Here is a 19,878-nt window from a genome sequence, read left to right as displayed (position 1 = left end):
CACCCCCTTCCCTCCACAAGTCGCTGCTTCAGGCACCCCATTCGTGCACTCGGTCACACCCCGCTTTCTCACCGTCGCCCTCTACCAGTTTGCCGATCTGCCCGACTGCGCCGCATTGCGTGCGCCGCTGCAGGCCCTGTGCGACGAGCGCGGCGTGCGCGGCATGCTGTTGCTGGCGCCCGAGGGCATCAACGGCACCATCGCGGGCGAGCCAGCGGATGTGCTGGCCGTACTGGCCTGGCTGCGCAACGACCCGCGCTTTGCCAACCTGCAGCACAAAGAGGCGCCTACCGAGCGCCAGCCGTTCTACCGCATGCGCGTGCGGCTCAAGCGCGAGATCGTGACCCTGGGGGTACCCGGCCTGAACCCCGCCCGCAACGCTGGCACCTATGTGAAGCCCGAGGACTGGAACGCGCTCATCGACGACCCCGGTGTGGTGGTCGTGGACACGCGCAACGACTACGAGGTGGGCATCGGCAGTTTTGAGCGCGCCATCAACCCGCACACGAAGAGTTTTGCGGAGTTTCCGGCGTGGGTGGCCGCGCAATCGCAGCCTGGCGGCGTGCTGGCTGGGAAACCCCGCGTGGCCATGTTCTGCACGGGCGGCATCCGCTGCGAGAAGTCCACCGCCCTGCTCAAATCGCAGGGGTTCGAGGAGGTCTTTCACCTCGAAGGCGGCATTCTCAAGTACCTCGAAACGGTGCCCGAAGAGGCCAGCCGCTGGCATGGCGACTGTTTTGTGTTTGACGAACGTGTGTCGGTAGGCCACGGCCTGGCACCCGGCCACCACCAGCTTTGCCGCTCGTGCCGCATGCCACTGGGCGAGGCCGAATTGCACTCGCCACATTACGTGCGCGGCGTGAGCTGCCCCTACTGCCACGGCACGCGCACACCCGAGCAGGAACGCGCGCTGGCAGAGCGGCAACGCCAGATGGACCTGGCAAACCAACGCGGACAGGCGCACATCGGCGCGCGGCAACCGGGCAACCCGGCGCGATCCAGCTTCAGAGACGACGAGAGTGATCACGAGGACGAATCCGCGTGAGCGCCCTGCCCGTCCTTTATTCCTTTCGCCGCTGCCCGTATGCCATGCGCGCCCGGCTGGCGCTGGCCGTGAGTGGCCAAGTGTGCGAGTTGCGCGAGGTGGTGCTGAGGAACAAGCCACAAGGTTTGCTGCAGGCGTCGCCCAAGGCGACGGTGCCTGTGCTGGTGCTGCCCGACGGCAAGGTGCTGGAGCAGAGCCTGGACATCATGCAATGGGCATTGGCCCGAAACGACCCTGCCGGCTGGCTGGCCCCGAGCCACGGCGACGTGGAAGACATGCTGGCATTGGTGGCTGAATGCGACGGCCCCTTCAAGCAAGCACTGGACCGCTGCAAATACCCCAGCCGCTACCCCGAGGCCGACACCGCCCTGGCCCGCACACAGGCCGTGGAATGGCTGCACGGCCTGGATACACGGCTTGCCCAACGCCCCTTCCTGTTTGGCGACCACGCCGCCCTGGCGGACATGGCCATTGCCCCCTTCGTTCGGCAGTTTGCGGGCATTGACGCCGCATGGTGGGATGCCCAACCCTGGCCACACCTTCAGACCTGGCTGGCGCAGTGGCAGGTGAACGGCCTGTTCGAGAGCGTGATGCACAAGCTGCCGGGATGGGTGGATGGAACGAAGGGGGTGCCTTTCCCATTCCTGGAGGATGGTAGATAACCAGACAGGGACACCCGATGTGCAAACGCGCCCCTTGCACTGCAACGTCCCGTTGTCCTACCCGTGCCACTGTGTTCTCGGACAAGGATGGGTATCCACCACTGAAAGTACGAGATGACCGATCCCCGCAACATTGCGCACGACAAGAAGGTTCAGCAAGCGAAGCAGCACAACAACGAGGAGATCGCCCCGGGCGCTGACAAGACACCTCAGCCGGGGAAGAAGACTCCCATGGAGCACCATGCCTCTGACATCCCCAAGGTGCCCGACGAGGCTGCACCCGTGCCCACGGAAGAAAAGCCATTGAAATGAGGCACCGGGACGTCAGGCCGCACCGCCCGACACCTTGGTTCAGCAAATGAAAAAGGCGCTCCAACGAGCGCCTTTTTTAGTCCATGGCGAGCCAGGGGCATCACGCCATTGAATAACCCGAGCCCCCCCGGCTCCCACCATTCTTCAAGGCACGCACCAGCAGCACCAACAGCACCAGGCCAAAACCCACAAAACAGATAAAGGACCAGTTGGCAATCGAGCCACCGAGGAACGTCCAGTCAATCGCTGTGCAATCGCCCGAGCCCCGGAAGATCATCGGAATGGCGCGGCTGATGGGGTAGTTTTCGATCATTCCGTAGAAGTCACGGCCGCAGGTGGCGATTTCGGGGGGATACCACTGCAGCCAGCTCTGGCGGGCCGCTACAAAGGCGCCGAACCCGGCCGCGATCACCGCCAACACCGCCCAGGTCATCCACCAGCCTTTTTGGCCCCTGACGCTTGCCAGACCAGTAAAGATTGCTATCCCAATGAGAGCATAGCGCTGCACGATGCACATGGGACAAGGCTCCAGGCCCACCACATGCTGCAGGTACATGCCAAAAGCCAGCATCGCCACACAAGCCACGCTGATCAGTGCCAGCACGCGGCGCGGGGCCTGATCGATCCAGTTCAACACCATCATTCTTATCCCTCATCCAATAGCCATTGCAAACGGTGCCGCCTCCGAAACGGGCGCGGCCCATGCCAGTGCACCCGTGGATCTGGCTCCGCCAGTCCACCGGGTGCGCCCCCTCAGGGGGAAGACGCGCAGCGGCTCAGGGGGAGTCAGATTCCAGCGGCGTGATCCAAGAACACTCGGGCGCGGCGCGGTGTCACCACCAGCGTTTCACCCTCCTTGAAACCCATTTCCTTGAACTGCTGCGCAGGGATCTGCGCTTCGATCAAGTGGTCTGGGGACGCATTGTCCGCTGGTTTGTGATCGTCGGAGGGAATAAGTTCCAGCCGCGCAATCGGGCCCACCACAATGGCGCGGCTCAGTTGGGCCACGATGCCGCGCGGGCGACCTTGGGCGTCGAGTCCGGCGCCGGGCGAATAGCGCTCCACATCCAGGTCGTGCGGCCGCACGTAGGCAAAGGCCTTGGCGTTCTGCGCCTGGCTATGTTCGGGCGAGTCGATCTGCATGCCGTCGAGGTGCACCAGCCCCTCATGCGCGCGGCCATGGAACAGGTTCACGTCGCCCAGAAAGCCGTAGACGAACGGGCTGGCGGGCTGGTCCCACACCTGCTGGGGCGAGCCACTTTGCTCGATGCGGCCCTGGTTGATGACCACCACCCGGTCGGCCACTTCCAGCGCTTCTTCCTGGTCATGGGTCACAAAAATTGAGGTGACGTGCAGTTCGTCGTGCAGGCGGCGCAGCCAGCGGCGCAGTTCCTTGCGCACCTTGGCGTCCAGCGCGCCAAACGGCTCATCCAGCAGCAGCACCTTGGGCTCCACCGCCAGTGCGCGGGCCAGGGCGATACGTTGGCGCTGCCCGCCGGACAGCTGCGAGGGGTAGCGGTCGGCCAGCCAGTCGAGCTGCACGAGCTTGAGCAGGTCGGTCACCTTCTGCTTGATCTGCGCGTCGCTCGGGCGCTCGCTGCGAGGCTTGACGCGCAGGCCGAAGGCCACGTTCTCGAACACCGTCATGTGGCGAAACAGCGCGTAGTGCTGGAACACGAAGCCCACGTTGCGCTCGCGCACGTGCACATCGGTGGTGTCTTCGCCGCTGAAATGGATGGTGCCCACATCGGCCGTCTCCAGGCCCGCGATGATGCGCAGCAGCGTGGTCTTGCCGCAGCCCGAGGGGCCCAGCAGCGCGATGAGTTCGCCCGACGCGATATCGAGGCTCACATCGCGCAGCGCCTGGAAGTCGCCGAATTGCTTGCTGACGTTACGGATTTCAATGCTCATGGTCTTCTTCCTTCAGCGGGCGGTTGGCAAAGGCGCGGGCCGCTCGGGGGGCAATTCGGCAGCCGCCTTCAGCGCCTGCTCGTTGCGGTGCTCTGCAATGGTCTTGATCACCAGGGTGACGAGCGCCAGCAGCGCCAGCAGCGAAGCCGCCGCAAACGCAGCCACCGACTGGTATTCGTTGTAGAGAATCTCGACGTGCAGCGGGATGGTGTTGGTCTGCCCACGGATGTGGCCCGACACCACGGATACCGCGCCAAACTCGCCCATGGCCCGCGCATTGCACAGGATCACGCCGTACAGCAGGCCCCACTTGATGTTGGGCAGGGTCACGTACCAGAAGGTCTGCCAGCCGGTGGCGCCCAGCACGATGGCGGCCTGCTCCTCGTCGTTGCCCTGCGCCTGCATCAGCGGGATTAGCTCGCGCGCGATGAACGGGAAGGTCACAAAGACCGTGGCCAGCACGATGCCCGGCACGGCAAAGATGATCTTGATGTCGTGCGCCTGCAGCCACGGGCCGAACCAGCCCTGCGCGCCGAACATCAGCACGTAGATCAGGCCCGCCACCACGGGCGATACCGAAAACGGCAGGTCCACGAGCGTCGTCAGGAACGCCTTGCCCTTGAACTCGTACTTGGCAATGCACCAGGCGGCTGCCACGCCGAACACGAGGTTCAGCGGCACGGCAATCAGCGCGGTGATCAGCGTGAGCTTGATGGCCGACCAGGCATCGGGCTCGCGCAGGCCTTCCAGGTACGCGCCAAAGCCTTTGCGCAGCGCCTCTGCAAACACGGCGGCCAGTGGCAACACCAGGAACAGCAGCATGAAAGCCAAGGCGATGGCGATCAGCGTGTAGCGGACCCAGGGCGCTTCGGTCGTGCCCGCCTGGGCGCGGCGAATTGTTCGGGAGTTGTTGCCGCTCATGCTGGAGCCCCCGCGTGGCGGCGCTGCCAGGCTTGCAGCGCGTTGATGATGAGCAGCAGGATGAAGGAGATGACCAGCATCACCACAGCCACGGCGGTGGCGCCGGCGTAGTCATACTGCTCCAGCTTGCCGATGATGATGAGCGGCGTGATCTCCGACACCATGGGCATGTTGCCCGCGATGAAGATCACCGAGCCGTATTCCCCCACCGCCCGCGCAAACGCCATGGCAAAGCCGGTGAGCAGCGCAGGCGTGATGGAGGGCAGGATGACCTTGGTGAAAGTCTGCAGGCGCGTGGCGCCCAGGCAGGTGGCGGCTTCTTCCAGCTCCTTTTCGGCGTCTTCCAGCACGGGCTGCACGGTACGCACCACAAATGGCAAGCCGATGAAGATGAGCGCAATCACAATGCCCGCAGGCTTGAACGCGAGCTGGATGCCCATGGGCTCCAGAATGCTGCCCACCCAGCCGTTACCTGCCAGCAGGGCCGTGAGCGAGATACCTGCCACGGCGGTGGGCAGCGCAAACGGCAGGTCCACCAGTGCATCCACGATCTTCTTGGCCGGGAACTTGTAGCGCACCAGCACCCACGCGATCAGCAGGCCAAAAACCAGATTGACCAGCGCCGCGAGAAACGATGCGCCAAAGGTCAGCCGGTACGACGCCATCACACGCGGCGCGCTGATGGCCGCCCAGAACTGGTCCCACGTGAGTGTGAAGGTCTTGAAGATCAGTGCCGACAGCGGGATCAGCACGATGATGCTCAGATAGAAAAGCGTGTAGCCCAGGGTCAGTCCAAAGCCGGGCAGCACGCGTTTGGGCGCGCGCCGTCCGGCCGGGGCTGCGGCCACTGCAGTCGCGGTGGTCATAAATGAGAAAGTAGAAACGAAACGCGCTGGCTTACTTGGCGCCGGGCGTGTAGAGCTTGTCGAACTGGCCGCCATCATTGAAGTGCACCTTCTGCGCTTCGGTCAGCGAGCCGAAGTACTTGGCCACCGTGAACTGCTTGAGCGGCTTGAAGGTGTCGGCGTACTTCTTGAGCACGGTCTCCGAACGGGGGCGGATGGCGTGCTTGGCCGCGATCTCTTGCGCTTCTTCCGAGTACAGGTAGTCCAGGTAGGCCTTGGCCAGCTGGGCCGTGCCCTTCTTGGCCACGGTGCGTTCCACCACGGCCACGGGGTTTTCAGCCACCACGCTCACCGAGGGGTAGATGGCATCGACCTTGCCCGAGCCGAACTCGCGGTCGATGGAGACCACCTCGGATTCGAACGTGATCAGCACATCGCCCTGGTTGCGCTGCAGGAAGGTGGCCGTGGCATCGCGGCCGCCCTTGGCCAGGATAGGCACGTTCTTGTACAGCTTGCCGACAAACTCGGCGGCCTGCGCCTCGGTGCCGCCCTTTTCGCGCACGGCGCCCCAGGCGGCCAGGTAGGCATAGCGGCCGTTGCCGCCGGTCTTGGGGTTGACCACGATCACCTGCACGCCGGGCTTGATCAGGTCGTCCCAGTCTTTGATGTTCTTGGGGTTGCCGTTGCGCACCAGGAACAGCATGGTCGAGGTGGTAGGCGATGCGTCGTGCGGGAACTTCTTGGCCCAGTCCTTGGCAACCACGCCGTTGTCCGCCAGAAACTGTACGTCGGTGGTGGTGTTCATGGTGACCACGTCAGCAGCCAAACCGTCGTTCACGGCACGGGCCTGGGCGCTGGAGCCGGCGTGCGACTGGTCGATCTTCACGTCCTGGCCGGTGGTCTTCTTGTAGTGCGCAGCGAAGGCCACGTTGTAGTCCTTGTAGAACTCGCGGGCCACGTCATACGATACGTTGAGCAGCGAATTTTGAGCGGCAGCCAGGCCGCTCGCGGCCAGGGCCAGAGAGGCCAGGAGGGTCTTGAGTTTCAAAGAAGTCATGGTGAAGTCGCCCAAAAAATACTGGAGATGACGCATTGTGCGGAGGCGTCCTTAAAACTCAAAAGAATATATTCTTGTTAATTAATCGTATATTGGCATATGGATTTTTCATCGACCGCCGCGGGTCGATTGCATGCCTGCCCGGGTAGCCACCCCGTACGCGGCGCTCCAAGCAAAACAAGCCGCTAGCGCTTTAATATCAAGCGCCAATAGCTATTAAAATTATAGCAATCAGGCCGCTGCAGACGATACGTGTGTTGGGGCGGCAGGCTGCTGCGGCACGGCGTGGTCGCCTTCCAGCGATTGCAGCAATGCCCAGCCCAGGGGCCATTCGCCATGGCCCGAGTCGATGTTGATGTGCCCGGCGTTTTGCATGCGCACGAACTCGCTGCCCCAGGCCCGGGCATAGGCACCCGCCAGCCGGATGGGGCAAAAAGGGTCGTTGCTGCTGGCCACCACGATGCTGCGGTAGGGCAGCGCGGCGTAGGGCACGGGCGCAAAGTCGCTCAGGATGGCCCGGCGCTCGGGGTCGGCCGGGGCCACCAGCAGCGCACCACATACGCGGGCCGCCGCCTCGGGGCCGATGTGACTGGTGGCAATGCAGCCCAGGCTGTGCGCCACGATCACCACCGGGTGGGGCGCAGCGAGCACGGTTTTTTCAAGCTGGCCCACCCAGGCCGAGCGGGTGGGGGTGACCCAGTCGTCCTGCACCACGCGGCGGGCGTGCGGCAGGCGCTCAGCCCACAGGCTTTGCCAGTGGCCGGGGCCCGAGTCACGCCAGCCGGGAACGATGATGATGGAGGTGGTGGTCACAGAAATCAGAGGGCCGGCCACGACCTTGCGCCGCAGCCCCGCCCTGTTGTTGTGCTTTTGTCTTCTTACTTGTTGGGCTGGGGCGTGATGCGCAGGTAGGGGCGCACGGCCTTGAAGCCCTTGGGGAAGCGCTGCGCGATCTCGGCCGGGTCCTGCAGGCTGGGCACGATGATCACGTCGTCGCCGTCCCTCCAATTGGCGGGCGTGGCCACCTTGTGGCTGTCGGTCAGTTGCAGCGAGTCGATCACGCGCAGGATTTCGTCGAAATTGCGGCCCGTGCTGGCGGGGTAGGTGAAGGTGGTGCGGATGACCTTCTTCGGGTCGATGATGAACACGCTGCGCACCGTGACCGTGGTCGATGCGTTGGGGTGGATCATGTCGTAGAGGTCGGCCACCTGCTTGTCCGCATCAGCCAGGATGGGGAAGTTGACGGTGGTGTTCTGCGTCTCGTTGATGTCGCCCACCCAACGGTTGTGCGAATCGACGGGGTCCACGCTCACGGCGATAGGCTTGACGTTGCGCTTGGCGAACTCACCCGACAACGCTGCGGTTTTGCCCAGTTCGGTGGTGCAGACGGGCGTGAAATCGGCGGGATGCGAGAACAGCACGACCCACGAGTCACCGGCCCATTCGTGAAAACGGATGGTGCCGGCAGTGGATTCCTGGGTGAAGTCGGGGGCGGTGTCGCCGAGTCGCAAAGTGGCCATGTAAAACGCTCCTTCAATGTCTGAGGGGGCATTCTGCGATCCGGCCTTTAAAACCCAAACGAATATATTGCTCTTACTTAATCGCCAAAACGTCTATAAAACAAGACGATCCATCACCCTTCCAAGAGGCGTTTCAGCCGCTCCGGGTAGTTGTTGAGGAAATCGTGCGTCACGACATAGTGCTCGGTGTCCTCGAACGCCACTTCGGACAATCCGCCACCGTCGAACTGGATGATCTTGGCGTTCGGGTAAGACAGCAGAATGGGCGAGTGCGTGGCGATGATGAACTGCGACTTGTCCTCGACCAACTGGTGAATGGCCGCCAGCGCAGCCAGCTGCCGATTGGGGGACAGCGCGGATTCGGGTTCGTCCAGCAGGTACAGGCCCTTGCCCTGGAATTTGTGCGTGAGCAGGGCCATGAACGCTTCGCCATGCGAGCGGGCATGGAGCGATTTGCCGCCATAGGAGTCCAGGTAGCCCACCTCGTCCATGTAGGTCGCCACGTTGAAGAAGCTCTCGGCCCGCAGAAAGTAGCCATCGCGCGGCGAGCGGTAGCTGCGCGCCAGCCGCAGCACCTCGTGCAGGGACGATTCCGACCCTGCCGTAGCCAATTGGAAATTACGGGTGCCACCCGCGGGGCTGTAGCCAAGGGCCAGGGCAATGCCTTCCAACAGTGTGGACTTTCCAGATCCGTTCTCGCCCACGAAGAACGTCACGTCCGGGTGAAACTCCAGCCGGCCCAACTCGCGGATGGCAGGGATGTTGTACGGGTAGGTGTCGTAGTCGATCTCCGCATCCGGACGGATGCAAGCGCTCTGAAGGTAGGGTTTGGCAGACAGCATGTGCGCCATGCTAACGGGCAGCATGGCCAATCGGCAGACTGCTAAAGCGCCGCAAGCGGCGCTCTATCCGGCGGTCCCGGCAGGCCGAGTCGGCCCTGCAACCCGTTGCAGAAATGGGTCTCTAGATATCTCCAAAAATATTTCCATTATTTTTGCTGCGCTTCAACCCCATTCACCCGCCCCGTTCGTTTCACTCAGCACCAACAACACTTTGATGGAGCTGCCATGAAACCCGGTTCATTTACCCTTCCCGCAGTCACTGCATTGGCCGCCTTGCTAGCACTGGCCAGCCTGCCTGCCCAGGCCATTGGCCGCCTGGCCGATGTCACCATCGTGGACCGCGATACCGGGGCCACCCTGCCGGTGCATTACGCCAAGGGCGAATACTGGGTGGCTGGGTGCCCCGGCGCGCGCTACGCCATCACGGTGCGCAACCGCTCGGGAGAACGGGTGCTGGCCGTGCCTTCGGTGGATGGCGTCAATGTGCTCAGCGGTGAAACCGCCGCCTGGGACCAGCGTGGTTATGTGTTCTCGCCCTACGAGCGCTACCAGATCACCGGCTGGCGCAAGAGCGACAGCCAGGTCGCTGCCTTCGAGTTCTCCAGCATTGCCAACTCCTACGCCAGCCGCACAGGCCGCCCGGCCCACGTGGGCGTGATCGGCGTGGCGCTGTTCCGCGAACAGCCGCCGGTGCCTTCGCCCGCCGTCACCCCCGAGCCCTACAGCCAGAGCCAGCGCCGTGAAAACAGCGGTGGAAACGGCAATAGCCTGGGGCGCTTGCGCGAGGAGCCTGCCCCCCACCAGCCCTTGCCATCGGCAGCGCCCGCCGCTGCAGCACCCGCCCCTTCCTCGGAAGCCGAATCCTCCGCACGGTCGATGGCTGCGGACAGTGTGGCCAGGGCGGCGCCCATGCCGTCTGCGAAGCTGGGTACGGCCCACGGCCAGCGCGAGACCTCGGTCGTCTCGCACACCACCTTCACGCGCCTGCAGGACCAGCCCAACGAGGTGATCAGCATCCGGTATGACAGCCGCGAAAACCTGGTCGCCAGCGGCGTGATCCGCGAGCCATTGGCGCGGCCGCATGTGCCCCGCGCATTTCCGCAGTCGGACAACCCGTCGTATGTTCCCGACCCGAGGTAGGCCTTGAGGGCTTCTGCTCTGCAGAGGCCCGCCGGTGCATGAGGGCCTCGCATAATGCGCCGGTGCCAACAGCCCCTTCCCCCGCCCACACGGACGAACCCGACGAGACGCTCATGCTGCGTTATGCCGGGGGCGATATGGGCGCATTCGACACGCTGTACGGCCGGCACGAACTGGCGGTATGGCGGTTTGTGTTTCGCAGCGTCAAGGTCCAGGCCGTGGCCGACGACCTGCTGCAGGATGTCTGGTTTTCCGTGGCGCGCCACGCCAGCAGCTACGAGGTCAAGGCGAAATTTCGCACCTGGCTGTTCACGCTGGCGCACAACCGGCTGGTGGACCATCTGCGCACCGCCAAACACCACACCAGCCTGGACGCGAGCGACGAGGACGCGCGCAGCCTGGCCGACACGCTGGTGGCCGACTCCGGCTTCGGGCCGGTGCGGCAATTGCAGTCCCGCGAGCAGGCGGCGGCACTGATCGCCGCCGTGGAACAACTGCCCCTTGAGCAGCGGGAGGCCTTTCTGCTGCAGGCCGAAGGTGACCTCAGCGTGCAGGAGATTGCACAGGCTACCGGTGTGAATTTTGAAACCGCCAAGAGCCGCCTGCGTTATGCGCGGGCCAGCCTTCGCCAGCATCTCGAGGAGTTTGCATCATGAGCGCGCCAGACGACGACCTGGTCCGGCGATACCGCGAAGCCAGCGCACAGGAAGATGCCCGCCCCGGCGCGCAGGTGCGCGAGGCGGTGCGAGCGCATGCGCAGATGCTGGCGGCAGCAGCTGCCATGGCCCCATCGCCCACGGCAGCCGCCCCAAGCCGTACTGCTGCCAACCAGTCACGCTGGCAGATCTCTGCCCTGGCCACCGTGGCCGTGGTGGGGCTGGCCGGCTTGCTGATGTTGCAATTCGAGCGCGGGACGCCCGAAGAACAAGAAATCGCCTACGGCCGCCGCCGGGCCGAGGCGCCAGCCCCTGCCGCGTTACCGGCCCCCACGCCAGCACCGTCCACCACCCCGGCCGCAGAAACAAGCTCGGCGGCAGCCGCGGCGCCATCGGCCGCTGCAGCTTTGCCAGACCGTGCCCGCGACACGGCGATCCCACCGGCCATGTCCACAGCGCAAAAACCTGTGGCGCCAGGCCATGCCAGGCCGCTGGCCAAGACTGCACCGGGACCTTCACCAGCACCGGCAACCGCAGCCCCCGAAGCCGAGTCCTCATCGGGCCGCAGCGCAGCCGGGGCCGTTTCAGGCTTTCCCGCATCGCCGCCCATTACCGCCGAAAAGGCCATGACGCCCCGTCCCGCACCGCCACCCGCGCCCTCCGCTGCGCCAGCCCCCCGCGCTGAAATGCGCGAGCGCTCCGCGGTGCAAGATGGTGCCGCTTCGAGGGAAGTGGTGCCACAGCCCCAGGCCATGCCATCCGCTGCGGCACCTGCCGCCGCTGCTGCGGCCCGCAGCCCACAAGGGGGCAACGCTGCGAGCGGCAAACTCGCGGCCACCACACCCAGCGCCGATGTGGGTTCCAGCGTCTTGTTGTTGCAGCACTTGTGGGAAGCCGCCCGTACAGGCGACCCCCTCCAGGTGGAAAGCCTCGTTCGCCAGGGCGCGCCCATCGACGCCCGCGACAGTGGTGGCAGGACGGCACTGATGCTTGCGGCCACCCACGGCCAGACCACCGCCGTCCAGAAACTCCTGGCGCTGGGCGCCAACCGAACCCTGGTGGACCGTGAAGGACTGAACGCGGCGCAGCAAGCCCGGCAACGGGGACATACGCGCATTGCGGACCTGATCGACGCTGAACAACGCTAGTCGCGAAGCCGCCAGCTCAGGCGATGTCCAGTGTCAGAACGTGTCTACGTTCTCAGAACCGCACGGCCTCAAAGGCCGGGTGCAGTGCGTCGATCCAGTGGTCCAGCTCATCCTGCGTCACGTGCAGATGCTGCATGCAGGCCTGGCCGTGTTGCAGCCATTCGCGCGTGGGGGCCAGGTTGTCGTGGTGGTTCACCAGGTACTCGGCCAGCAGGCCCAGCGCCACAAGGTGCCGCACCGTGGGGTTGAAGCGCTCATCGCCCAGGCACGCAAAGTCGTGGTGCAGCCAGATGGCCTGCGCCACATCCCCCGGCAGGTGCCAGGTGCGGGCCACGATGGCGCCCATCACGGCGTGGTCGGTGCGGTGGCTGGCGTTTTCGGTCTGGGTGAAGGTGCGGTCCTTGCGGGCCAGGGCCTCGGTCACGGTGCTGGCATAGCCCCGCACGGCCTTCACCAGCACAGGCATGCCCACATGGCAGAACAGCCCGAAGCTGTAGCCCAGGCCCGGGTCAAAGCTGTAGAGCTGGTGGCCGATGTGCTCGCACGCAATGGCGCGGCGCTGCGAGCTTTCCCAGAAATGCTCCAGCAGCGGGGACCGCACCTGCAGGGCATTGCGCGTGATGAAGGCCGACAGCAGCTCCACCGCAGGCTGGAGCCCCAGCACCGTGAGCGCCATGCCCACGGTCTGCACCGGCTGGGCCAGGCCATACAGCGGGCTGTTGGCCAGCCGCATCACGGCAGCGGCCAGGGCCACGTCCGAGGACGCCAGTTGATCCAGGGCGGCAGAGTCCAGCTCGGGCGCGGCCATGATCTGCTGCAGGCGCAGCAGCGACTCGGGGCATGGCGGCACCACGATGGCCCGCACCGCAGGGTGCACGCGGGCTTGCCGGATATCTTGATCGATGGGGTGTGGAGCGGTCACAAGGAATCCCGGACGGCCCCAGTGCGGTAAACACAGGAGCTGCCCGCACAGTTGCAATTCGTTGCATTGTGGCGCCAAAAAGCGGTGTGCCAACGCAGCCCGTGGCGGCATACGGTCTTTGTCGCAGTCTGCGGATTTGGCGCGGACGCCAGTCCGGTCGGGGCGCGCTTTCGCCCAGCCTCAGATATCCGCCCCGTCCACCCCCTGCAAGGCCTGGCGGGTGCTCAGGCTGCTGCGCCCGGGCATGGCCTCGCCCAGGTAGTCCAGAAAACGCCGCACCGCAGGCGACAGCCCCCGGCGCGACGGAAACACCGCGTGCACGATGGCGGGTGCGGGCGCCCAGTCGGGCAGCACACGCACCAGCTTGCGCTCGCGCATTTCTTCCTGGCACATGTAGTCGGGCATCCAGCACACCCCCGTGCCCGCCACAGCGGCGTACTTGAGCGTGAGCAGGTCATCGGCCACATAACGCGGGGTGTGCTGCACCATCTGGTGCACGCCGCCAGGACCGATGAGGTTCCAGATGGACCGGCCCTCGGGCGCGGACATGGCAATGCTGTCGAGCTTGGCAAGATCGTCCAGCGTCTTGGGGGTGCCCTGGCGGATCAGCAGCTCGGGGCTGGCCACCAGGATCTGCGTGGTGTGGTCCAGGCGCTTGACGACCATGCTGCCGCTGTCGTCCACCGACGGGCGCACGCGCAGCGCCACATCAATACCCTCTTCCACCAGGTTCACCGCGCGGTTGCTCACCAGCATGTCGATGCGCACCTCCGGGTAGTTGGCCAGAAACTGCGGCATCAGCTCGGCCAGCACGGTCTGCGCCAGCGTCACGGGACAGCTCACGCGGATGGTGCCGCGTGGGGTGGTCTGCACCTGGGCCACCGTGTCGGCGGCGGCCTGGGCCGATTCGCGCATGGCCTGACAGTGGCGCAAGTACGCCTCGCCCACCTCGGTCAACGAGAGCTTGCGGGTGGTGCGCTGCAGCAGGCGCACGCCCAGTTGTGTCTCCAGGTCCGACACACGCCGGGACAGGCGCGACTTGGGAATGCCTAGGGCTCGGCCCGCAGCGGCAAAACCGCCCCGCTCCACCACTTCGGCGAAATACAGCATGTCGTTGAGATCTTGCATCGCAGTCATCGTCCTATGGATAGAACAATCTATCGCAAGTTCCCCACCTTATCAACAGAAGAACGAACAACCACAATTCATCCCATGGCCACACGCTGTGGCTCCACCCACAGACCTCCCAGGAGTTTTCCATGCAACTGCTTCACATCGACTCTGCCATCACCGGCGAACAATCCGTGTCCCGCCAACTGACCGCCCGCACCGTGGCCGCCTGGCAAGCCGCCCACCCCGGCACCACAGTGGACTACCTGGACCTGGCCACGCAGGCCCCCTCCCACCTGTCGGTGGAATCGCTCGGCTTCCGCACGGGCCAGGCCGCTGCCACGGATGTGGAGCGCCGTGAAAACGCGTTGTCTGAGGCGCTGGTGAGCCAGTTCCTGGCGGCCGACGTGATCGTGATTGGCGCGCCGCTGTACAACTTCTCGGTGCCCAGCCAGCTCAAGGCCTGGATCGACCGCATCGCCCAAACCGGCCGCACCTTCAAGTACACCGACAAGGGCCCCGTGGGCCTGGCCGGTGGCAAGACCGTGATCGTGGCGTCCAGCCGTGGCGGCGTGTATTCGACCAGCGAAGGCGGCCAGGCCATGGAACACCAGGAGAGCTATCTGAAGGTGGTGTTTGGTTTCTTCGGCATCACCGACGTGCGTTTTGTGCGCGCCGAAGGGGTGGGCATGGGCCCGGACGCCAAGGCCGCCGCCCTGGCTTTGGCCGAGCAGGCGATCACCAGCAACACCAGCGTGGCCGCCAACCAGGCCCGCGTGTCGCAGGCTGCGTAGTCACAGCCCCACCGCCACAGGGCGCCAGCCCTGCGGCGCCCCCCCAGAACCCGGCCCTGCACCGGGTTTTTTCATTTTCACCAATAAAAATGGCCTCTGGCGCTTATAAATAAAGCGCAAGTAGCTATCATTTTTGAATCTCCGGCGCTTCTGCGCTTCGGCGCTTTCAGTGGACCGCCAGCGGCACCTGCCGCTGCAGCCAGTGCCGGGCCAGTTGCTCCGGCGCCAGGGCCGGGGCAAAAAGCCAGCCCTGAAAACGCTCGCAGCCCATCTTGATCAGGAGCTGGAGCTGTTCCTCGGTTTCCACCCCTTCTGCCACCACCTCCAGGCCCAGGGTGCGGGCCAGCGCGTTGATGGTGGCGCAGATCTCGCGGTCGTTCACGTCCACCACGATGTCGCGCACAAAGACCTTGTCGATTTTCAGCTCGCCCACGGGCAGCCGCTTGAGCTTGATGAGCGACGAGTGCCCGGTGCCAAAGTCGTCGATCGACAGCGCAAACCCTGCGTTCTTCAGGTCGAGCGCAATGGCATACAGCGACTCGTCCAGCAGCTGCGACTCGGTGATCTCCAGCACCAGAACGGCGGGGCTCACCCCTGCCCGCTGCGTCACGCCCAGCAGGGTCTGGGTGAACCCGGGCTCGCGCAGCTGGATGGTGGAGACGTTGACCGACACCACCGGCACCTGCCAGCCTTCGGCCCGCCACTGCGCCACCTGGCGGCAGGCGGTCTCGAACACCCACAGGCCAATCGGCACGATGAGCCCGCTTTCTTCGGCCAGCGGGATGAATTCGTCGGGCGACACCGCCTTGCCATCCACCGACCAGCGCAGCAGCGCCTCAGCGCCCACGGTCTGGCGCTGCTGGTTGAGCTGCGGCTGGTACACCAGCGTGAACTCACCGCCCTGCAGCGCACTGTGCAGGCGGCGGCGCAGCTCCAGCCGGCCCCGCGTGATCTGCGTGAACTCTTCAATGTAGAAGCGGTACGAACCGCGCCCGGCGCTTTTGGTGGCATGCAGTGCCGAATGCGCGTGCCGCACCAGTTCGGCGCTGTTGCTGGCGTCGTCCGGGAACAGGCTGATGCCGATGCTGGCGCCCATGTATTGCGCGCCCACCTCCGACAGCTCCCAGGGCCGCGACAGCCCCTCGACCAGCGAAGCTGCCCGCTGCGCCAGCACCGTGCGCGACGCGGGCCGCAGCAGCATCACGGTGAACTGGTCATTGGCCAGCCGCGACACCAGCCCCTGCCCCGCCAGCAACTGGGTGATGCGCTGTGCCACCTCGCTCAGCAACGCATCGCCCACGCGGTGGCCGTAGGTTTCGTTGACGCTCTTGAAGTGGTCCAGGTCGATCAGCAGCAGCGCCACACGCCGGTCGGGCGCGTGCGCGTAGCGCGACGCATCGGCCACGGCGCGCTCCAGCGCATCTTCAAAATAGCGGCGATTGGGCAGGCCCGTGAGGGCATCAAAGTGCGCCACCTGGTATAGCTGCTCTTCGTTGCGCAGCACCGCGGCCTCCGCCGTGCGCAGGCGGTTGAGCAGGCCCACCACGATGGTCTGGCGCAGGGCCGCCAGCAGCAGCACCAGCAGGCAGCACCCCAGGATCAGTGCCTGCACGCCGACACGTCCGTCGGGAGCGATGAACAGCAACACCAGCGTGATGGCCGCCAGCGTCATCGACACCAGCGGCACGTAGTTCATGAGCTGATCGCACTGGCGCCGGTAGTCCTGGTCTGCCGACACCTCAAAACGCAGCCAGCGCGCGCCCCAGCCAAAGGCCAGCGCCGACAGGCTGAAACTGGCGTTGAACCAGAGGCCGGGCTGCACCGTGCCGTGGATCACCATCAGATTCCACTGCATCCAGCTCAGGCCGTAGCCCAGCATGCCCAGCAGCACCAACAGATGCGAGCGTGTGATGCGCACCCCGACCGTGGGAATGGCCAGAGCCCCGACACCCGCAGCGGTCAGAAACGTGGCGGGGTACAGCACCAGCACCGCCCCCTCTGCCAGCGAACGCATCTCACCCGTAGGGAGGTAGATCACCAGGGTGAAGGCCAGCAGCGCCAGCACGGCGCCCCCAAAATCGAGCGATGCCGGGTAAGTGCGGTCCTTGGCCAGGCGCGCAAACGTGGCGCGGATCACGGTGGCCGCCCACACCGGGCCCACGGCCAGAAAGAACAGGTCGGCCGGCGCAGGGAACGGGTTCCAGTCCAGGGCCACCTGCAGGTTCCACACCATCTGCCCGGTGGCCATGAGCAAGGTGCCGACGAACAAACCCGTGTGCAGCAAACGCTCGACCGGCGGCACCTGCATGCGGCCGCGCCAGGCCCAGAAGGCCGACAGGCACAGGGCCAGCGTCCACGACGCGTTGTCGAGAAACACCCGCACGCTTTGGTGCGGCACCCACAGCGATGCGGCGAACAACAGCGCCGCCGCGACGGCCCAGGCCACTGTGAGGTTTCGTTCCGCGAGAGGCATGGGCAGGGGTCGCAGGGCTGAGGGTGTGTTACCGAACGTTAACCCTCATTGTGGCCCCAGGCCACGCCCCGCCAGTTCCCCACGGAACTGCTGGGGTACTAGGCTCTGCCAATAGCTACAAATAAAATAGCACCTGGCGCTTAACCAATAAGCGCCAGGTGCCAATTTGAATGAATATTTTGTAGCTCCAGCAGCCTTCTCAGCTCCTCTCCCCTCGCGGAAGAAGGTTGGGGTGCGGGGAAGCCAGCAGGGCATACCGGCGAAGGACCACGGTGCGCGCCCCTGCGCGCCACCGGAAAGACGGTCAGAAGCCCGGCAGCACCGAACCCTTGAACTCGGTCTGGATGAACTTCTTCACCTCTTCCGAGTGGTAGGCCTTCACCAGCTTGGCGACCCAGGGCTTGTCCTTGTCGGCATCGCGCACGGCGATCAGGTTGACGTAGGGGCTCTTGGCGTTTTCCTGGGCAATGGCATCCTTGCCAGGGTTCAGGCCTGCCGACAGCGCAAAGTTGGTGTTGATGGCCGAAGCGTCCAGGTCGTCCAGCGAACGGGGCAATTGGGCGGCATCAAGCTCGACGAACTTGATCTTCTTGGGGTTGCCCACCACGTCCAGCGGCGTGGCCTTGAGGCCAGCGCCGTCACGCAGCTTGATCAGGCCCTTGTCCTGCAGCACCAGCAGCACGCGGCCGCCATTGGTGGGGTCGTTCGGGATGCCGAACTTGGCGCCTTCCTTCAGGTCTTCGAGCTTCTTGACCTTCTTGGAGTACAGGCCGATGGGGAAGTTGACGGTGTAGCCCACTGCGGCAAACTTGTAGCCCCGATCGGCAATCTGCGCGTCCAGGTAGGGCTTGTGCTGGTAGCTGTTGGCGTCCAGGTCGCCAGCGGCGAGCGCAGCGTTGGGCTGCACATAGTCGCTGAACTCGATGACCTGGATCTTGAGGCCGTCCTTCTCGGCAACCTTCTTCACCTGCTCGAAGATTTGCGCGTGGGGGCCGCCCGTCACGCCGATCTTGAGGGGCTTGTCCTGGGCGATCGCGCCGGTAGAGAAAGCGGCGGCCGCAGCCAAAGCCAGGGCAGATTGCAGGAGGAGGCGCTTGTTGTTGTTCACAGGAAAAACCTTTCGTAAAGAGATGGCTCGCATCCTAGGGTTTCCCCGATAAAACAGGAACGAATAAGTTTTTATTTCATTAAAACTCATTCGAATAAGAAGACAAGACCCGTGCACCTCACCCCCCACCTCATGAGACTGGCGCGCGCCCGGCGAGGGCAGCCGAGCAAGGGCCGCCCCGCAGCGAGGGCTGCGTCCCCCTTCCCGAATCGCGCAGCGATTCGAGAGAAGGGGGAAGTGGCGCAGCCACTCAGGGGGATGTTCCAAGTCAGCCGCGCAGCGCAACGTTGTTGAGCTTGTCCAGCCGCTCCGGCCAGGTGCCCTCCACAGTCGCGCCCTGCAGCAGGATGCGCGTCCAGGCCACCCAGGCGTCCCATTGCACGCGTTTGTCCCACGAGTTGCCCCAGGCGCTGAACAGGTGCAACGCGCTCTCGGCGGCGGCCTTGGCGTCGTCCTGGCGGCCGGCCGACAGATACAGCTGGGCCAGCACCATCTGCGGCTCGCCCACCCAGGGGTTGTGGCGCACAGCGCTTTCCAGCACACCGGTGGCCACGTCCAGGTCCACCAGCGGCTGGTCTTGCTGGATCACCGACCAGTACAGCGAGGCGGCCGCCGCCTCGTTGGCGGCCGACAGGTGCTGCGTGCAATGGCCAAACACCGGTGGCACGGGCAACAGGCCCTTCAGGCCCGGGTGCTGCAGCGCCTTGGCCAGCCCGTTGATCTGGTGCACCATGCGCCCCGATGGCCGCATGGGCCCGGGCCAGAGCGATGCCGCCCAGTGGGCCTTCTGGTGGCGGTGCTGCACCTCCGGGAAGCGCGAGAAGATGTCGTCCTGCCAGCTGAACCACTGCTCGATGGTGTCGGCCATGCTGACGATGATGAAGGTGGCTACCTCGTACGGCGTGAGCACATGGTCCTGGCCGTCCTTTTGCAGCACCAGGCTGCCATCGGCCTCCAGCGCATGGGTCAGCACCTTCTGCACAAACTGCGTGCGCGACTGGGTGCAGAACACATAGACCAGGTGCTCGGCCGATTCACCCACCAGGTCGCGCACGCGGGCGCGCTCCTGGGCCGGGTCGAACTTCACCAGATCCACGAATGCATTGCCGTACACGCTGTGCAACAGCCCCAGCAGGCGCACATCGCGCGGCTGCTGCCACACGGTGAGCGAGCGCGCCACGCCCACCAGATGGTGGCGGAAGGTGCCCGCCTTGTGCCAGTCCTGCCCCACATTGCGCGCCAGCACTGTGGGCAACACGGGGGCCAGGTCCGGGTCACGCGCCAGCCACTCCTCGTCCAGCAAGGTCTGGGCACGGGCGAACAGGTCAGCATCGAGGGAATGAAACGGCAGGGTCATGGTTTTTGTCTCCGGCGGTCGAAGGTGCGTGAAATGCAAAGTACACACAGTATCA

20 protein-coding genes are annotated in these 19,878 nt (G+C 65.0%); 7 read left to right on the top strand and 13 right to left on the bottom strand.

All coding sequences use genetic code 11. The annotated features are described in order from the left end of the window. Positions 1-43: 43 nt before the first annotated feature. The 3 genes from ASE52_RS04090 to ASE52_RS04080 all read left to right on the top strand — a co-directional run bounded on the left by ASE52_RS04090 (position 44) and on the right by ASE52_RS04080 (position 2,019). Positions 44-1,045, top strand: a complete 1,002-nt coding sequence (locus ASE52_RS04090) for a rhodanese-related sulfurtransferase (protein ID WP_057224008.1) — start codon at positions 44-46, stop codon at positions 1,043-1,045. Then, positions 1,042-1,707, top strand: coding sequence for a glutathione S-transferase (locus ASE52_RS04085; protein ID WP_082606752.1), 666 nt, complete (start codon positions 1,042-1,044; stop codon positions 1,705-1,707). The genes ASE52_RS04090 and ASE52_RS04085 overlap by 4 nt, the downstream gene beginning before the upstream one ends. A 114-nt stretch (positions 1,708-1,821) precedes the next feature. Then, positions 1,822-2,019 (top strand): hypothetical protein, encoded by a 198-nt coding sequence (locus tag ASE52_RS04080; protein WP_035196858.1) that lies wholly within the window; start codon positions 1,822-1,824, stop codon positions 2,017-2,019. Positions 2,020-2,119: 100 nt separating this feature from the next. Here ASE52_RS04080 and ASE52_RS04075 read toward each other — a convergent pair whose 3' ends face one another. From ASE52_RS04075 to ASE52_RS04040, 8 genes are all read right to left on the bottom strand, one after another. Next, complete coding sequence (locus ASE52_RS04075; RefSeq protein ID WP_192425346.1) at positions 2,120-2,659, bottom strand: disulfide bond formation protein B; 540 nt, start codon at positions 2,657-2,659, stop codon at positions 2,120-2,122. Between the two features lie 146 nt (positions 2,660-2,805). Continuing rightward, the gene (locus ASE52_RS04070) at positions 2,806-3,930 is read right to left on the bottom strand and encodes a sulfate ABC transporter ATP-binding protein (RefSeq protein ID WP_010461518.1); all 1,125 of its coding nucleotides are present in this window, start codon (positions 3,928-3,930) and stop codon (positions 2,806-2,808) included. Between the two features lie 12 nt (positions 3,931-3,942). Beyond that, positions 3,943-4,851 carry a sulfate ABC transporter permease subunit CysW gene (cysW, locus tag ASE52_RS04065; protein ID WP_057224004.1) on the bottom strand — a complete coding sequence of 303 codons (909 nt, stop codon included), beginning with the start codon at positions 4,849-4,851 and terminating at the stop codon, positions 3,943-3,945. After that, positions 4,848-5,717 (bottom strand): sulfate ABC transporter permease subunit CysT, encoded by an 870-nt coding sequence (gene cysT / locus ASE52_RS04060; RefSeq protein WP_057224002.1) that lies wholly within the window; start codon positions 5,715-5,717, stop codon positions 4,848-4,850. The genes cysW and cysT overlap by 4 nt, the downstream gene beginning before the upstream one ends. Before the next feature lie 31 nt (positions 5,718-5,748). Further along, complete coding sequence (locus tag ASE52_RS04055) at positions 5,749-6,753, bottom strand: sulfate ABC transporter substrate-binding protein (protein ID WP_057225179.1); 1,005 nt, start codon at positions 6,751-6,753, stop codon at positions 5,749-5,751. 231 nt (positions 6,754-6,984) lie between these two features. Further along, positions 6,985-7,572, bottom strand: a complete 588-nt coding sequence (locus ASE52_RS04050) for an alpha/beta hydrolase (RefSeq protein ID WP_057225177.1) — start codon at positions 7,570-7,572, stop codon at positions 6,985-6,987. A gap of 59 nt (positions 7,573-7,631) precedes the next feature. Then, positions 7,632-8,273 carry a peroxiredoxin gene (locus tag ASE52_RS04045; protein WP_057224000.1) on the bottom strand — a complete coding sequence of 214 codons (642 nt, stop codon included), beginning with the start codon at positions 8,271-8,273 and terminating at the stop codon, positions 7,632-7,634. 113 nt (positions 8,274-8,386) lie between these two features. After that, positions 8,387-9,115, bottom strand: coding sequence for an AAA family ATPase (locus ASE52_RS04040; protein ID WP_057225175.1), 729 nt, complete (start codon positions 9,113-9,115; stop codon positions 8,387-8,389). Positions 9,116-9,340: 225 nt separating this feature from the next. On the opposite strand from ASE52_RS04040, the gene ASE52_RS04035 reads away from it, so the two are divergent. From ASE52_RS04035 to ASE52_RS04025, 3 genes are all read left to right on the top strand, one after another. Next, positions 9,341-10,255, top strand: coding sequence for a hypothetical protein (locus tag ASE52_RS04035; protein WP_057223998.1), 915 nt, complete (start codon positions 9,341-9,343; stop codon positions 10,253-10,255). A gap of 113 nt (positions 10,256-10,368) precedes the next feature. Further along, positions 10,369-10,911 carry a sigma-70 family RNA polymerase sigma factor gene (locus ASE52_RS04030; protein WP_057223996.1) on the top strand — a complete coding sequence of 181 codons (543 nt, stop codon included), beginning with the start codon at positions 10,369-10,371 and terminating at the stop codon, positions 10,909-10,911. After that, a complete protein-coding gene (locus ASE52_RS04025; protein ID WP_057223995.1) occupies positions 10,908-12,059 on the top strand; it encodes an ankyrin repeat domain-containing protein in 1,152 nt (383 codons plus the stop codon). The genes ASE52_RS04030 and ASE52_RS04025 overlap by 4 nt, the downstream gene beginning before the upstream one ends. Positions 12,060-12,111: 52 nt before the next feature. Here ASE52_RS04025 and ASE52_RS04020 read toward each other — a convergent pair whose 3' ends face one another. Both ASE52_RS04020 and ASE52_RS04015 read right to left on the bottom strand, forming a co-directional pair. After that, a complete protein-coding gene (locus ASE52_RS04020; RefSeq protein ID WP_029413807.1) occupies positions 12,112-12,981 on the bottom strand; it encodes an HDOD domain-containing protein in 870 nt (289 codons plus the stop codon). Between the two features lie 180 nt (positions 12,982-13,161). Continuing rightward, positions 13,162-14,109: a LysR family transcriptional regulator gene (locus ASE52_RS04015; protein ID WP_010461497.1), complete on the bottom strand. Its 948-nt coding sequence runs from the start codon at positions 14,107-14,109 to the stop codon at positions 13,162-13,164. A gap of 131 nt (positions 14,110-14,240) precedes the next feature. On the opposite strand from ASE52_RS04015, the gene ASE52_RS04010 reads away from it, so the two are divergent. Beyond that, entirely contained in the window at positions 14,241-14,885 is a 645-nt protein-coding gene (locus ASE52_RS04010) for an FMN-dependent NADH-azoreductase (protein ID WP_010461496.1), read from the top strand. A 166-nt stretch (positions 14,886-15,051) separates the two neighbouring features. Here ASE52_RS04010 and ASE52_RS04005 read toward each other — a convergent pair whose 3' ends face one another. The 3 genes from ASE52_RS04005 to ASE52_RS03995 form a co-directional block, all read right to left on the bottom strand. Next, positions 15,052-17,358 carry a bifunctional diguanylate cyclase/phosphodiesterase gene (locus tag ASE52_RS04005; protein WP_057223993.1) on the bottom strand — a complete coding sequence of 769 codons (2,307 nt, stop codon included), beginning with the start codon at positions 17,356-17,358 and terminating at the stop codon, positions 15,052-15,054. Between the two features lie 304 nt (positions 17,359-17,662). After that, positions 17,663-18,499, bottom strand: a complete 837-nt coding sequence (locus tag ASE52_RS04000; RefSeq protein WP_057223990.1) for a MetQ/NlpA family ABC transporter substrate-binding protein — start codon at positions 18,497-18,499, stop codon at positions 17,663-17,665. Positions 18,500-18,734: 235 nt separating this feature from the next. Continuing rightward, a complete protein-coding gene (locus tag ASE52_RS03995; RefSeq protein ID WP_057223988.1) occupies positions 18,735-19,823 on the bottom strand; it encodes a DUF6817 domain-containing protein in 1,089 nt (362 codons plus the stop codon). Positions 19,824-19,878 lie beyond the last annotated feature (55 nt).

The sequence above is a fragment of the Acidovorax sp. Root275 genome (assembly GCF_001428965.1).
In the GTDB taxonomy this organism is placed as follows: domain Bacteria; phylum Pseudomonadota; class Gammaproteobacteria; order Burkholderiales; family Burkholderiaceae_C; genus Acidovorax; species Acidovorax radicis.
This window is presented reverse-complemented; position numbering and strand designations above follow the sequence as displayed.